We start from the raw sequence: 14,504 nt of genomic DNA, 5'->3' as shown, positions 1-14,504 counted from the left end.
TGGCCGCTGGCGAAGTGACGGAGTCGGGCGCTGGCGTGATGGGCATGACGGGCAGGGCGGGCGGCACGGTCTCGGCGGTGCCGACAGGGGGGCGGGAAATCGGATTCATCGTTGACGCAGCCTCGGATTGGAGACGACCGCACACAGATCGGCGATTAACACGAGCAGGAGATAAGCCGCGCAGAACACCATGACACAGCCTTGTACGAGCGGCAGATCGCGGTTGGTGACCGCGTCGACAAGCAAGCTGGCGAGGCCCGGGTAATTGAAGATCGTCTCGACGATCACCACGCCACCGAACAGATACGACAGGCTCAGCGCGACCACGTTGGCGATCGGGCCGATGGCGTTCGGGAGCACGTGTCGCCAGACGATGCGCATGGGCGACGCACCCTTGAGGATGGCCATTTCCACGTACGACGAGCTCAATTGATCGATCACCGCGGCGCGTGTCATCCGCGCCATCTGGGCGACGATCACGCAGCACAATGTCATGACCGGCATGGCGTAGATCCGCACCAGGTCGTCGAACGAGTTGACGGACGACAGATACGACAGTGCCGGAAGCCAGCGCAGCTTGACGGCGAAGATCAGCACGGCGATGGTCGCGACCAGGAACTCAGGGACCGCCACCGCCGAGAGCGTCAGGATGTTGAGCACGCGATCGAGCAGCGAGCCGCGCCACATGGCGGCGGCAATGCCGATGGCCAGCGCCAGCGGCACCGATACGAGCGTGGTGAGGCCCGCGAGCACGAGCGAGTTGGGCAGACGGCTGGCGATGAGTTGCGCGACGGGCAGATTGTTCGACATCGATTCGCCGAAGTTGCCCGCACTCATGTGAACGAGCCACTGGAAGTAGCGGGTGAGCGCTGGCTGGTCGAGGCCAAGTTGGTGACGCAGTGCGGTGACGGCGTCGGGGGTGGCGGCCTGCCCCAGCGCCATCTGGGCGGCGTCGCCCGGCAGCAGGGCCGTGATCGTGAACACGATTGCCGACACCAGCACCAATGTCAGCAAGGCCAGGCCGAAGCGCGCGGCGATAAGTCGTTGCACCTGGGATTTCATCGGAAACCTCTCCCGTTAATACGACGCCGCGCGTGGGAAACGACGGTGTCAGACCGATGCGCGCCGTGCCAGGTGGCGCGCATCGCCCTCTTACTGCTGCAACGCGCGGTCAATCTCAGGCGTCAAGCCAGACGTGCTCCGCGAAGGCGAAGCCCATGAGACCCGCCAGCGGGATCGAGCCCAATCCCTTGAGCTTGGCGGTGTGGGCATCGAGTGATGAGAGGAACATGGGGATGCCGATGCCGCCGTCCTGGTGAATCAACGTCTGAATGTCGCCATAGAGCGCCTTGCGTTTTGCGTCGTCGGGTTCGCCACGCGCGGCAACGAGCAACTGATCGAACTTGGGGTTCTTCCAGTTCGCTTCGTTCCACGGGGCATCCGAGCGGAAGAACTGTGTGAGCAGCACATCGGCGCTCGGGCGTGCATTCACGGAACCGAAAGTGAGGGGGTGCTTCATCCAATGGTTTGACCAGTAGCCGTCGGCAGGCACGCGGGTAATCTGAAGGTTCAGACCGGCCTTCGGGGCGATTTGCTGAAGCATCATCGCCATTTCGACAGACCCTTCGGCGGCGGGCGTGGCGTAGACTTGTAGCGGCGCCGTGGGCAGGTTGGCCTTCTTGAAATACCAGGCGGCCTTCTCGGGGTCGAAGGGACGTTGCGGCAGTCCGGCCATGTAGTACTTGTTGCTCGGGTCGATGGGCTGGTCGTTGCCGATCGCACCAAAGCCGCGGAATACGGTCTTTCGGATCTGCTCACGGTCGAACAGATGCATCATGCCCCGGCGGAAATCCGTGTTGCCGGTGATGCCGCCTTCGTCGCGCATGATGAGGTCGGTGTATTGCCCCGTCTTGGTTTCGAGCACCGCGTATCCCGGCGTGGTCTTGATGCGCTCGGTCGAGCGCGCACTCACGGCGTTGATCAGTTGAACGTCGCCGGAGAGCAGGGCATTCACGCGGGCGGATTCGTCGCCGATGCCAATCAGCTCGATTTCGTCGAGATAGGGCTGTCCGGGCTTCCAGTACTTCTCGTTGCGCACACCGACGGTGCGCACCCCCGGCGAGAATTCCTTCACCTTGAACGGCCCCGTACCCACGGCCGTCGTGAAGTCCTTGGTGCCGTCCTTGATGATGAGGAAGTGCGAGGTGGCGAGAATCACCGGCAGGTCGGCGTTCGGCCCTTCGAGCGTGATGGTCACCTCGTTGGGTCCGGTTGCCTTCGCTTCCTTGATCTGGTCGGCCAGCGTCTTCGCCTTGGAGGCGGTCGCGGGGTCCTTGTGACGCAGGATCGAATACGTGACGTCGGCCGGCGTCAGGGGCTTGCCGTCGTGGAATTGCACGCCGCTGCGCAGTTTGATCACCCAGACCTTGGCGTCCTTGGTATCGATCGACGCGGCGAGCGCCAGCTTGGCGCCGAGCTTCGAATCGAGTTCCGTCAGGCCGTTGTAGATCATGTTGGCCCGCACGTAGTCGGTAGCGAGCGCGCCCTTGGCCGGATCGAGCGTATCGGCCGCCGACGCCGATTGCGTGGCCACGCGAATCTTGCCGCCGCGCTTCGGCGTCTGGGCAAAGGCCTGACCGCTCACGCTCAGCAGGCCCGTGCCGGTCAGGGTCAGCAACCCGCTGGCGGCCATCGCGCGCAGCAGGTCCCGGCGCTGGGCGCCGCGCTGACTCAGGCTCTCATCCGGTGCTGCGCACAGGTCGACACCGTTGACCGATTTTTCTGAATTCATTGCACATCTCCACTTGTGGGGTTGCCGAGGGATCAGGATTGCCAGCCTTCATCGGCGGTTAAGCGCCGGATAAATCAATAGAAAATGTCTTTGATGCGGAAATACGCGCCGACGAGCGGCAGGAACCACGGTTTGCCGGTGTGTCCCGGGATGGCGGGCCAGTCGAAATCACGCCACGGGTTGGCCTCGATGCGGCCGTTCATCACGTCGGCCATGATTTGCCCCATGTGGGTAGCCATCTGCGTGCCGTGGCCGCTGTAGCCCATGGAGAAATAGATGCCGTCGTGCTGTCCGGCGCGAGGCAGCCTGTCGGCGGTAATGTCGACCAGTCCGCCCCAGCAGTAGTCAATGCGAGCCTGGGCGAGCGGCGGGAACAGCGTGGCAAGATTCGCACGCAAAATGCGCCCGCTGCGCTCGTCCGAAGGTTGCTCCGACGCCGTGAAGCGGGCGCGTCCGCCGAAGACGAGCCGGTGATCCGGGGTGGTGCGGAAGTAGTGGTGCATCAATCGGCTGGTGACGTAGGCGCGGCGGTTCGGCAGGAGCGCGTCGAGCGTTCCGGCGCCAAGCGGCTCGGTCACGATGATGAACGAACCGACCGGTGCCATGCGCCGGCGATACCATCCGAACGGGCCGTGGCGGGACGGGCCGGTGGCGACGAGGACTTGTGTGGCGACGACCTCGCCGCGATCCGATTTCACCCGATACGTACCGTCGCCCTGACGCACAATCTGCGTCACAGGCGCATGCTCATACAGGCGGGCGCCGTGGCGTACCGCAGCCGATGCCAGGCCTGCAGCAAACTTGCCCATGTGCATCTGTCCGCCATGGCGTTGCAGCAGGCCGCCATGGAACGCGTCCGAGGCGATTTCGGCGCCGATGCCGGCGCGGTCGATCAGTTGAACGTCGGGATCGACGTCGCGCGCGATCAACTCGGCGGTCGCGGCCAGATGCGCCATGTGGTGAGGCTTGGCGGCAAGCTTCAGTTTGCCGCGACGGCTGTAGTCGCAGTCGATGCCTTCCTCACGGATCACACGTTCCACGGTGTCGACAGCCGCTGCGTAGGCGCGATAGCAGGCCCGCGCACGCTCGGCCCCGAGTTGCGCCGTGAGCGCGACGTAATCCTGCGCCACGCCGGTGTTGCAGTGGCCACCGTTGCGGCCCGATGCCCCCGCGCCGACAGCACCCGCATCGATCACGGTCACCGTTGCGCCGCGCTTGCTCAACGCCAGCGCAGCGGAGAGTCCGGTGAAGCCCGCGCCGATCACGGCGACGTCGGCACGGCCCTCCACCGGGCCCTCCTGGGTGCCGGCAAATCGTGCAACGGTGTCGAGCCAGTACGATTCGAGTTTCATGTCGGGGCGAGGGTCGAAGGCCGCAGGGAGGGGCAACGGAAGTGTTGATTACAGGCCGAGCTGCACGGCAAGATCGATGATGTCCTTGACCGGCGTGTATTCGTAGAACGGCGCCTCCGGCTCGTGGCCGCGCAGCACCATGGCCTTGTGCTTGATGCCAAGGTCATGGGCTGTCATCAGGTCGTAACGCGGGCTCGACGAGACGTGCAGAATCTCGTGCGGTTGCACGCCGAGCTTCTTGAACATGTACTCGAAGCCCTGCATGCGCGGCTTGTAAGCGCCGGCCTCTTCCGCGGTGATGACCGCGTGGAAAGGAGCGCCCAGCTTTTCGATATTGCTCATGATCTGCTCGTTGGCGGCATTCGTCAGGCCTACCAGCTTGTACTTCTTGGCCAGGCGCGAGAGACCTTCCGGCACGTCCGGGTGCGGACCCCAGGTCGGCACGGCCAGATAGAATTGCTCGGCTTCGTCGACGTTGAACACCACGCCGGTGCGTTCGCAGGTGCGGCGCACCGAATCGACGACGACGTCGCGGTAAGGCTTCCATGCCCCAAGGACTTCATCGCGACGATAGGCGGCAAACAGCTTGACGAAATTCTCGAGCGCCTCGCCCTGCAGACGGTTGCCGTAGATTTCGCGGGCCATGTCGGCCATGCGGAATTTGACCAGCGTGCCGTAGCAATCGAAGGTAATGAATTTCGGCTCGAAGTCGATCATGATCTCTGTCCTCAGTGTAGGGCGAATCCCGAGGGATTCTTTGGCGAAAAGGGTTGGCATCGAAGCGGTCTGGCGGTGGTCGTCAAAGGCGAAGCGGGCTTGCGGCCCGGTGCGCGATGTGCGACATCCCTATGGAAAATTAAATCAGGTCAAAATCTCGGCTTGGCGTTGAAATATCCGAGGCAAAAATAGAATTCGATGCGTTTTGGGGGGCAGGAACAGCACGAAATGCTTCGCGCTTTTTCGAGACCGTGTTAACCCGCATCAACGTTGAAAGACAAGACGCTGCGGCAAACGCGAACCACAGACGCTCATCCGTTCAGGTCGATGAGGACGGCTTTGCTTCGCAGATTGGCTTCGAATGCCTGGCGGCCGAGATCCTTGCCCAGGCCCGAGCGCTTGAAGCCGCCGGTGGGCAGCACGAAGTCCGACGAGCGGCCATAGCGGTTGACCCAGATGTTGCCCGCGTCAATGCCGCGCACCATGCGCAAGGCGCGCCCCAGGTTGGCCGTGTGAACACCCGCCGCTAGCCCGTAGTCGTCGTGCTGCGCCAGTTGCAACGCTTCTGCTTCCGAAGTGAATGTCTGCACTGTGAGCACGGGGCCGAATACCTCCTCGCGCACAATCTCGGCGTGCGGCTGAACGCCGGTCAAGAGGGTGGGGGCATACCAAGCGCCATCCTGATAGGCATTCGCGCGCTCGGCGCCGCAGTACACATTGGCGCCCGCCTCGCGCGCCCGCGAGACAAGTGCGTCGATTCGCTGCACCTGAGCTTCGCTGATGATGGGGGATAGCGTTGTGCCCGCCGACCACGTGGCGCCCGGGTGCAGTGACGCGAAAATGGCGCGCAGCTTGTCGAGCAGCGCTTCGGCGATGCTCGCTTCGACCACGAGCCGCGAGCCCGCGTTGCACACCTGGCCCGCATTGCCGGTGATGCCCATGGCAATGCGACGCGCAACCGCATCCAGATCCGGCACATCGGCAAAGACCACCTGCGGACTCTTGCCGCCGAGTTCCAGCGTCACGGGCTTGGTCCCCGATTGCGCACAGGCTTCCATGATGGCCGCCCCGGTCCGCGTGGACCCGGTAAACGTAACTTTCCCGACGCGTGGGTGGCGCACGAGCGCGTCGCCGGTCGTCCTGCCATCGCCTTGAACGACGTTGAGGAGATTGGCGGGGACGCCCGCCTGTATGGCAAGTTCAGCAAGACGCAAAACCGAGAACGGCGTCAACTCCGACGGCTTGAGCACGACGGCATTCCCCGCCGCCAACGCCGGGGCGATTTTCCATATGGCCATGACGAGCGGGAAGTTCCACGGGGCAATGGCCGCGACGACGCCGATCGGTTCCGTGATGGTCATGCCGAGGTGCGACGGATCGGTTGCCGCCAACTCGCCCCCATGCTTGTCGGCGTGCTCCGCGTAGAAGCGCAGGCACTCGGCGGTGTAGGGCACGTCCCAGTCGGCGGTCTCGCGTACCGGGCGTGTCGAGCCAATGGCCTCCAGCGGCGCGAGCGTACGCACGTCGGACTCGACCAGATCGGCAAGGCGGCGCAGCACGCGCGCGCGTTCACGCGGCGCACACGTGGCCCAACCGCTGTGGCGAAAGGCGTGCCACGCACCGTCTGCTGCGCGGGCAACCGTGTCGGGCGAGGCTAACGCGAGTTCGGCGTAGGGGCGACCGCTCGACGGGCAGATGACATCCAGTGGGGTGTCACCGGCTTCCACTAGCTTGCCGTCGATGAAATGCCCGGTGGGGATGTCCACCTGCGCGGGATCGAAACTGTCCATGATGATTCTCCTGGGCCGTTACGGCGCGTGCGCCGGGGTTGGCAAGCGACAAAAGGGGGGCACGGGAATTCGTGGCCGCCAGAGCATGGCGACGCTATTCATGGTACGGGCGGCGGAGTGGCAGATTGCATCGAAACAACTCCGCGGACCGCATGCGGCAACGGTTTTGCGCACGACGGCGGCACGAATGCCGCGTTTTCGCCGTGGCGTTCGATCCTGCGGGGGAACAATAGAATCGTCCTATGCAGCGTCCGTTCGGGTCGCCATAGTGAAGTCGTGGTGGGCGTGGCCCACGGTTTCGTATCCGGCAATACCCCAAGGAGGCTCGGCGTGTCCGAATTCCATGCATCTTCTCATCTCGTCTATCGGCCATTTGCCGCCACGGACGTGGCGGCTGGCCATCGCCTGTCCAGCGCCGTGCGCTGGCCGCACAAACCCGATGACTGGCGATTTCTGGCGCACCAGGGACAGGGCTTCGTCGCGCTGGACGGCGATGATGTCGTGGGTACCGCACTTTATTGGCAGTATGGTGAGTCGGGCGGTTCGCTCGGTATGGTCATCGTTTCGCCAGAACAGCAAGGGCGCGGCATCGGGCGCGCGTTGATGGAGCGCATGCTCGACAAGCTGGGAACCCGCATGACGCTGTTGCATGCCACCCCGGCCGGACAGCCGCTGTATGAGAAGCTCGGGTTCGATGCGGTGGGCAGCATCGATCAGCATCAGGGGACGGCGCGTCGTCCACCGCTCATGGCGTTGCCGCCCGGCGAACGTTTGCGGCCGTTGAGCGCCAACGATCCCGACCGACTCGTCACCCTCGCCAGCCGCGCCAGCGGACTCGACAGGGGGCGTATTCTGCCCGCGCTTCTCGATGTCGCCGACGGCATTGCCATCGAGCGCGACGGCGAATTGCTTGGCTTCTCACTGTTCAGGCGATTCGGCCGCGGCTTTGCGATCGGTCCGGTGGTCGTCGTCAGTGACGCGGGCACTGAGTCGCTCGCGCGGCAGCGCGCCGAGGCCATGATCGCCCATTGGCTGACGCTGCATGAAGGCCGTTTTGTGCGCATTGACACGCCCGCCGACAGCGGGCTGACGGATTGGCTCGAGGCGCTTGGACTCGAGCGCGTCGACACGGTCGTGAAGATGGCCCGTAACGGCATGCCGGTCGTCGACGACGAAGTTCGGCAATTCGCCATCATTAATCAAGCCATCGGCTGACGCGGGGGCGCAGATGTCGTTTCTTTACAAGGCCGATCCGGCACGCGGCGCCGTGTGGGCGCGTTTGTTCGCCCAGCGGGCGCCGGAGACGGAATTCCGACTGTGGCCGGATGTCGGCGACGCGCGCGAGGTGCGTTACCTCGCGGCGTGGAAGCCGCCAGAAGATCTGAATGCGTTGCTGCCGAACGTGGAAGTCGTGTTCTCGACGGGCGCCGGTATCGACCAGTTCGACCTGTCACGGGTGCCGGATCATATTCCCGTCGTTCGCATGGTCGAGCCCGGCATCGTCGAGGGCATGGTCGAGTACGTGACGCAGGCGGTCCTCTCGATTCACCGCGACATCTTTGCATACGCCCATCAGCAAACGATGCGCCAGTGGACGGAACTGGCCGTGATGCCGGCAAGCGAGCGCCGCGTTGGCGTGCTGGGTCTCGGCATGCTCGGGCAGGCGGTCCTGTCGCGCCTGAAGGCTTTCGGGTTCGATTGCGCAGGATGGAGTCGAACGCCGCGGCATGTGGATGGGGTCGCTGGCTATGCGGGATACGAGTCGCTTGACGCGTTCCTTGCCCGTACCGACGTGCTGGTCTGCCTGTTGCCGCTTACGTCGGCCACCCGCGGCATTCTCGACAAACGTTTGCTGGGCGGCTTGCCGCGCGGCGCGTGGTTGATCAATGTGGGACGTGGCCCGCATCTCAATCAGTACGCGCTCATGGCGTTGCTCGACAGCGGGCATCTGTCGGGTGCGATTCTCGATGTCACCGACCCCGAGCCGTTGCCGCCGTCGCACCCGCTGTGGGCGCATCCGAAGGTGCGCATCACCCCGCATATCGCCAGCGCCACGCGACCGGAGACGGCGGTGGAGGTAGTGCTGGAAAACCTGCGCAGACATCGCGCCGGCCTGACGATGATCGGGCAGATCGATCGCACGCAGGGGTATTGAGCCCGCCAGGGCGCCCACCCCGGCAGCACAAAATGCTGCGCGCGCCGTAAATTTGCGGCGCGCGCTTTTTTTGCGGCTTTATTTGGCGACGCATATGCGCCGCCGGCTCTTTAGTATGGATACAGGTTCATCCCCCGTCCCATCCGACAAGCCGAGAGATCCCATGTCCAAGCAAGCACTCCTCGATGCCGACCGCCGGCATCTCATCCATCCCGTCGTCAGCTATCGCGCCCACGAGCGGCAGGGAGCGACGATGCTCGAGTCCGGGCACGGTGCTTATCTACGCGACATCGACGGCAACGAGTTGCTCGATGCCTTTGCCGGGTTGTGGTGTGTCAACGTGGGGTATGGACAGCAGAGTGTGGTCGACGCCGCAGCCGCGCAAATGGCGGCGTTGCCCTACGCAACCGCTTATTTCCACTTTGGCAGCGCGCCGGCGGCACGACTCGCCGAGAAGCTGGTGTCGATTGCGCCGCGCTCGCTGCAGCACGTGTATTTTTCGCTTGGTGGTTCGGACGCCGTGGACGCAGCCCTGCGCTTCATCACGCACTATTGCAATGTGACGGGCCGCCCGGAGAAGAAGCATTTCATCTCGCTTGAACGCGGATACCATGGATCGTCATCGATCGGCGCCGGTCTGACGGCGCTCGCGTCGTTTCATCGCGGCTTCGACGTGCCGTTGCCGACGCAACACTATCTTCCGTCGCCCTATGCCTATCGCGACCCGCTCGGGCGTGACGGGCAGGCGCTCATCGCGGCAAGTGTGGCCGCGCTCGAGGCGAAGGTTGCCGAACTGGGGGGCAGCGACCACGTTGCCGCATTCTTCTGTGAGCCGGTGCAGGGATCCGGCGGCGTGATCGTACCCCCGACGGGGTGGCTCAAGGCCATGCGCGATGCCTGCCGTCGCCTGGATATTCTGTTCGTCGCCGACGAAGTCATTACTGGCTTTGGTCGCACCGGACCGATGTTTGCGTGCGAGGCGGAGAACGTCGAGCCCGACATGATGACGGTCGCGAAAGGGTTGACCTCGGGCTACGCGCCGATGGGCGCAGTCCTCATGAGCGACGCCATTTATCAGGCGATCGCCGACGGCGAGCAGGGGCAGGTGGTCGGGCACGGCCAGACGTATTCTGCGCATCCCGTGAGTGCCGCCGTGGCGCTCGAGGTGATTCGCCTGTACGAAGATGGCTTGATTGCCAACGGACAGGCCGTGGCCAACACGTTCGGGGCCGGTCTGGATTCGCTGCTCGACCATCCGCTGGTCGGCGACTCGCGTCATCGCGGTTTGCTGGGCGCCCTGGAACTCGTCGCGGACAAGGCAAGCAAGGCGCGCTTCGATCCGTCGCTGCGACTCGCCGACAAGATCGCGGCAGCGGCTTACCGGAACGGCGTGATCTTCCGAGCATTTGCCGACAACATTCTGGGATTCGCGCCGGCGCTTTGCTTCACCGACCGGGAGGTGGCACTCATGGTCGAGCGTGTGCGCACGACGCTCGACGAGGTGCTGGCGGATGATGCGGTCAGCGCTGCTCGACGTGCTGCACTCGGTGCCCGGAAAGCCGCGTAAACAGGGGGTCGACGTGATAGCCGGTGCGGTAAGGATCAAGCCTGTAAGGCGAATCCGCTGTGTTAAGATCGTTCACGATTCACGATTGGCCGCGCCCCTGTTGGCGCTTCGAAATTACGATGGGCACGGACAGCAAACTCGACCGCATCGATCTGCGCATTCTTTGCCAACTGCAGAAGCGCGGGCGTATCACGAACGTGGAACTCGCCGACGCCGTGGGCTTGTCGCCAAGCCCCTGCCTGATCCGCGTCAAGCGCCTGGAGAAGGCGGGTTATATCGTCGGCTACGGGGCACGCATTCAGCTCGAAAAGCTTGGCGATATTCAGATTGTGTTTACCGAGGTCACGCTCGCCGATCATCGGCGCGAGGACTTCATTCGCTTTGTCGACGCCATCCGAGACGTCGACGAGATTGTCGAATGCCATCTCGCCAGTGGTGGCTACGATTACCTGCTCAAGTTTGTCACGCGCAGCGTGAGTCACTATCAAAGCATCATCGAGGGGTTGCTCGAACGCGATATCGGCATCGAGAAGTACTTCAGTTTCGTGATCATCAAGTCACCCTTCGTCAAAACGCACTACCCGCTCGAAACCCTATTCCCGCCGCAGGGCTGACACCGTCGGCTAACGCATGCTTCTGCCCCCCGATGGCGGGGCGGCTGGCGTGCGACCGTATTGCGCAAACCGGAGAACCGCAACATGACGCTTGAACTCACGCGTGGCGATTTGCTGCGCACGCAACAATGGATCGCTGGCGAATGGCGTGACGCCGCCTCGGCGCAGCGTTTCGCGGTCGTCGACCCAGCGACGGGCGAAACCGTGGCGATGGTGTCCGATGCCCAACCGGCCGATGCGCGAGACGCGGTGGACGCCGCCGAGCGCGCACTGCCGGCGTGGCGCGCGACGCTACCCGCCGAGCGCGCGGCGTTCTTGCGGCGCTGGCATGCAGCGATCGTGGCCCATCGCGACGATCTCGCTCGCCTCATTTCACGCGAACAGGGCAAGCCGCTGGCCGAAGCGCTGGGCGAGGTCAACTACGGCGCATCGTATGTCGCGTGGTTTGCCGATGAAGCGACACGCGTTTATGGCGACATCATCCCGACCCAGGCGCGCGGGAAACGCATGAGCGCGGTGAAAGCGCCGATCGGTATCGTCGCGGCCATCACGCCATGGAATTTCCCGCTCGCGATGATTGCAAGAAAGATCGCCCCGGCGCTTGCCGTTGGTTGCACCGTGGTCGCCAAGCCTGCCGAGGACACGCCGCTCACTGCGCTGGCGCTGGCTTATCTCGCGCAGGAGGCAGGTTTGCCGGCCGGCGTGCTGAATATGATTGCCGCGTCGCGAGACCAGGGCGTGAGTGCCGTTGCGCAGTGGCTTGCCGATTCGCGTGTGCGCAAGGTCACATTCACCGGATCGACGCCAGTCGGCAAACACCTGGCGCGAGAGTCGGCGGGGACGCTCAAGAAGTTGTCGCTGGAGTTGGGCGGCAATGCACCCTTCATTGTGTTTGACGACGCGGATCTTCCCGCGGCGGTCGCCGGGCTGATGGCGGCCAAGTTCCGCAATGGCGGTCAGACGTGCGTGAGCCCGAACCGGATCTACGTCCAGGCAGGCGTCTACGAGCGCTTCGCGGGGTTGTTGACTGACGCCGTGGCGTCGCTCAAGGTGGCGCCCGCGACGGATTCGCTCGCGAAGATCGGGCCGATGATCAACGCGCGCGCGGTCGAGAAGATTGCGCGACACGTGGATGATGCACTCGCTCAGGGCGCGCGTGTGCTCACCGGCGGACAGCGTCTTGCGGCGCTGGGGCCGAACTACTATGCGCCCACCGTGTTGTGTGATGCGCATGAAGACATGGCGCTGTCGTGCGAGGAAACCTTTGGGCCGGTGGCGGCGCTGTTCCGGTTCGAGACGGAGGACGAAGCCATTCAACGCGCCAACGACACGCCGTTCGGCCTTGCCGCCTATTTCTACAGCGAGAACTTGCGTCGCATCGAGCGCGTGGCGACTGGGCTCGAAGCCGGCATCGTCGGCATCAACGAGGGCGCACTCGCGAGCGAGGCGGCGCCGTTCGGCGGTGTCAAGGAATCGGGGTACGGCCGGGAGGGATCGAAATACGGGTTGGACGACTATCTCGTCATCAAGTATCTCTGTCAGGGCAATTTGGGCTGACGAAGTACGCCGTCACGATGATCTGCGGTGCCGTCCCCAAGTCGCGGGGCGGCCGCCGCTCGCACTCAACACCCCATACTTGGAGACAAGATGTCCGAACTGCAACGCGCCGTGACGCCATGTGAGCGCCCCCGATCCTTCCTGGATCTCAAGACCTTTGTGTCGGACAAGCGCCAGGGCATCACCCCGGTGACTTCGCCTGGCGACGACCACTTTCTCGCGAGCCGCCGTCTGGCGGACCTGCTGCCGGGACCCGTGACCGCCGGTGTCGTTGCCCTCGAAGCGGGGCGCGGTGCGGTGGCGTCGCACCCGGCAGATGAGTTCATCATCGTTTCCGAAGGCGCGATCACGTTTCAGCAGGGCGAGCGAGGGCTGGCCCTCGGACCGGGACATAGCGCGGTGCTCCCTCGCGGTTCGGCATTTTCATGGTCGACGCAAGGCTCCACATCGATCATCTTCATGCGCTGCGAGGGCGGGAAAGTCGGCGACGGCAACATTGTGCCGATTGATCAGGTGCCGTCGTTGGCACCTTCGGCCGGGCCGGCTGCTGAACTGCTTCTCACACCGGCCCCGGCGTGTCGCAATTTCACGGACTTTCGCGCAGCGGACGAGACGTTCACTTGTGGCACGTGGGACTCGACGCCTTATCATCGCGTCGCGATGCGTTACGCCCATTACGAACTCATGCATCTGCTCGATGGCAGTGTGACCTTCATGGACGAAACGGGACGTAGCGGCACGTTCTCGCGCGGCGACATCTTTCTTGTCGAGCAGAACGCGCAGTGCAGTTGGGAAAGTCGGGGCAACGTGGCAAAGGTATACGCAATCTATCGCCCGGCCTGACAAGGCTTGCCGTGGCCGTCGTCACGACGTCGTCACGGCATCCCCCTTGTAACCTTTCGGCGGCCCATAGCCGTATTTTCTGAACAGCCGTGCGAGATACGACGGCGACTCGAGGCCGACGGCGGCCGCGGCCGCGAGCACGGTCATGCCGGGTGAGGTCAGTAGCGTTGCCGCGATCTCCACGCGCCGCCGGGACTGATAATCGACGATAGACTCACCGGTGGCCTCACGAAAGACGCGCGTCAATGATCGTTGCGACAGCCCGAACTCGTACGCGACGCGCTCGAGCGGGATCGGCTGATCGAGCGTTTCGTCGAGAAATGCACAAATGTCGCGCACGATCTCGGCACGTGCATCGGCCCGATTCGGCGTCAACGCCGCTGCCGTCAATCCGGCCTCCACGCAACTCGCCGCCAACGTACGGGCCGCAAGGTCCGCGCGCAATGCCCATAGCTCGCTTGGTGGCCCCTCGCCCGAGCGCGCGGTGCCCGTGGCAACACGCACCGCATCGAGCAACAGCAAGGGTGCCGACCATATCGAGATGCGCGCGCACGATAGCTTGCGTCGGGCTTTGCGTTCGCAAAAGGTCACGAAATCGCTGGCAACGTAGACGGCCACGTGGGCCTGTTCGGGGCGGTAGCCCCGGGTGTCGTGCATGCGTTCGGGCGGCACGACGACGAACGATTTCGGTGCAACGCGTACCGGTGCGACATTCGATTCGACGTTAAGCACGAGTTGTCCCGTCCTGGGGAGCAGGAACATGAACTCGTCGTCGTGTCGATGCGGCCGTGTGCGGTATTCGCCGACCGAGACATGCCGGACATCGGCGACGCGGTCGCCATGGAGATGACGAGGGGCGGTCGGATAAGGCTTCACCAGGCATTTCCTTTGCGTGACGGGCCATTCGCGACCCGCGCGGACGGCCGTGAAGGCACCGGGCCGGTGGCGTGGCGGCTGTCGGCATTCAGTATAGCGCTTGCCAAAGGGCGATGAATGACGCTTGCGGCATCTCGTTTCCACGCGACAACAATGGACGAGGGGGCGGCGCCCTGACCGAATCGGCCGCAGTGTCTCGCAGGCGCAAATACGGGCTTTACCCGCCTTTGGCCGGATCGGGC

General features: G+C 64.1%; 12 protein-coding genes. 6 read left to right on the top strand and 6 right to left on the bottom strand.

Features of this window, described 5'->3' with window-relative positions:
* Positions 1 to 105 precede the first annotated feature (105 nt).
* From PTE31013_RS21050 to PTE31013_RS21030, 5 genes are all read right to left on the bottom strand, one after another.
* Positions 106 to 1,062, bottom strand: coding sequence for an ABC transporter permease (locus PTE31013_RS21050; protein WP_150614589.1), 957 nt, complete (start codon positions 1,060 to 1,062; stop codon positions 106 to 108).
* Positions 1,063 to 1,177: 115 nt separating this feature from the next.
* Positions 1,178 to 2,791: an ABC transporter substrate-binding protein gene (locus PTE31013_RS21045; RefSeq protein WP_150614588.1), complete on the bottom strand. Its 1,614-nt coding sequence runs from the start codon at positions 2,789 to 2,791 to the stop codon at positions 1,178 to 1,180.
* Between the two features lie 74 nt (positions 2,792 to 2,865).
* Positions 2,866 to 4,143: an NAD(P)/FAD-dependent oxidoreductase gene (locus PTE31013_RS21040; RefSeq protein ID WP_150614587.1), complete on the bottom strand. Its 1,278-nt coding sequence runs from the start codon at positions 4,141 to 4,143 to the stop codon at positions 2,866 to 2,868.
* A 48-nt stretch (positions 4,144 to 4,191) separates the two neighbouring features.
* The gene (locus tag PTE31013_RS21035; RefSeq protein ID WP_150614586.1) at positions 4,192 to 4,860 is read right to left on the bottom strand and encodes a haloacid dehalogenase type II; all 669 of its coding nucleotides are present in this window, start codon (positions 4,858 to 4,860) and stop codon (positions 4,192 to 4,194) included.
* 311 nt (positions 4,861 to 5,171) lie between these two features.
* Entirely contained in the window at positions 5,172 to 6,650 is a 1,479-nt protein-coding gene (locus PTE31013_RS21030; RefSeq protein WP_150614585.1) for an aldehyde dehydrogenase family protein, read from the bottom strand.
* Between the two features lie 330 nt (positions 6,651 to 6,980).
* Here PTE31013_RS21030 and PTE31013_RS21025 point away from each other — a divergent pair, with 330 nt between their 5' ends.
* The 6 genes from PTE31013_RS21025 to PTE31013_RS21000 all read left to right on the top strand — a co-directional run bounded on the left by PTE31013_RS21025 (position 6,981) and on the right by PTE31013_RS21000 (position 13,386).
* A complete protein-coding gene (locus PTE31013_RS21025) occupies positions 6,981 to 7,865 on the top strand; it encodes a GNAT family N-acetyltransferase (RefSeq protein WP_174978658.1) in 885 nt (294 codons plus the stop codon).
* Positions 7,866 to 7,878: 13 nt separating this feature from the next.
* A complete protein-coding gene (locus PTE31013_RS21020; protein WP_150614583.1) occupies positions 7,879 to 8,805 on the top strand; it encodes a 2-hydroxyacid dehydrogenase in 927 nt (308 codons plus the stop codon).
* 163 nt (positions 8,806 to 8,968) lie between these two features.
* On the top strand, positions 8,969 to 10,372 hold the full coding sequence (locus PTE31013_RS21015) for an aminotransferase class III-fold pyridoxal phosphate-dependent enzyme (protein ID WP_150614582.1): 1,404 nt from the start codon (positions 8,969 to 8,971) through the stop codon (positions 10,370 to 10,372).
* A 119-nt stretch (positions 10,373 to 10,491) separates the two neighbouring features.
* Positions 10,492 to 10,986 (top strand): Lrp/AsnC family transcriptional regulator, encoded by a 495-nt coding sequence (locus tag PTE31013_RS21010; RefSeq protein ID WP_130025303.1) that lies wholly within the window; start codon positions 10,492 to 10,494, stop codon positions 10,984 to 10,986.
* A gap of 84 nt (positions 10,987 to 11,070) precedes the next feature.
* Positions 11,071 to 12,543, top strand: a complete 1,473-nt coding sequence (locus tag PTE31013_RS21005) for an NAD-dependent succinate-semialdehyde dehydrogenase (RefSeq protein WP_150614581.1) — start codon at positions 11,071 to 11,073, stop codon at positions 12,541 to 12,543.
* A 90-nt stretch (positions 12,544 to 12,633) separates the two neighbouring features.
* Positions 12,634 to 13,386 (top strand): cupin domain-containing protein, encoded by a 753-nt coding sequence (locus tag PTE31013_RS21000; protein WP_150614580.1) that lies wholly within the window; start codon positions 12,634 to 12,636, stop codon positions 13,384 to 13,386.
* A 21-nt stretch (positions 13,387 to 13,407) separates the two neighbouring features.
* Here PTE31013_RS21000 and PTE31013_RS20995 read toward each other — a convergent pair whose 3' ends face one another.
* Complete coding sequence (locus PTE31013_RS20995) at positions 13,408 to 14,262, bottom strand: helix-turn-helix domain-containing protein (RefSeq protein ID WP_150614579.1); 855 nt, start codon at positions 14,260 to 14,262, stop codon at positions 13,408 to 13,410.
* Between the last annotated feature and the right edge of the window lie 242 nt (positions 14,263 to 14,504).

The sequence above is a fragment of the Pandoraea terrigena genome (genome assembly GCF_902459705.1).
In the GTDB taxonomy this organism is placed as follows: Bacteria; Pseudomonadota; Gammaproteobacteria; order Burkholderiales; family Burkholderiaceae; genus Pandoraea; species Pandoraea terrigena.
Note: the sequence above shows the minus strand (reverse complement) of the source record. Positions and strands in the feature narration are given on the sequence as shown.

Coding starts and splice junctions, on each gene's coding strand:
- PTE31013_RS21050 (WP_150614589.1), bottom strand. CDS start 1,062: ATGAAATCCCAGGTGCAACGACTTATCGCCGCGCGCTTCGGCCTGGCC.
- PTE31013_RS21045 (WP_150614588.1), bottom strand. CDS start 2,791: ATGAATTCAGAAAAATCGGTCAACGGTGTCGACCTGTGCGCAGCACCG.
- PTE31013_RS21040 (WP_150614587.1), bottom strand. CDS start 4,143: ATGAAACTCGAATCGTACTGGCTCGACACCGTTGCACGATTTGCCGGC.
- PTE31013_RS21035 (WP_150614586.1), bottom strand. CDS start 4,860: ATGATCGACTTCGAGCCGAAATTCATTACCTTCGATTGCTACGGCACG.
- PTE31013_RS21030 (WP_150614585.1), bottom strand. CDS start 6,650: ATGGACAGTTTCGATCCCGCGCAGGTGGACATCCCCACCGGGCATTTC.
- PTE31013_RS21020 (WP_150614583.1), top strand. CDS start 7,879: ATGTCGTTTCTTTACAAGGCCGATCCGGCACGCGGCGCCGTGTGGGCG.
- PTE31013_RS21015 (WP_150614582.1), top strand. CDS start 8,969: ATGTCCAAGCAAGCACTCCTCGATGCCGACCGCCGGCATCTCATCCAT.
- PTE31013_RS21010 (WP_130025303.1), top strand. CDS start 10,492: ATGGGCACGGACAGCAAACTCGACCGCATCGATCTGCGCATTCTTTGC.
- PTE31013_RS21005 (WP_150614581.1), top strand. CDS start 11,071: ATGACGCTTGAACTCACGCGTGGCGATTTGCTGCGCACGCAACAATGG.
- PTE31013_RS21000 (WP_150614580.1), top strand. CDS start 12,634: ATGTCCGAACTGCAACGCGCCGTGACGCCATGTGAGCGCCCCCGATCC.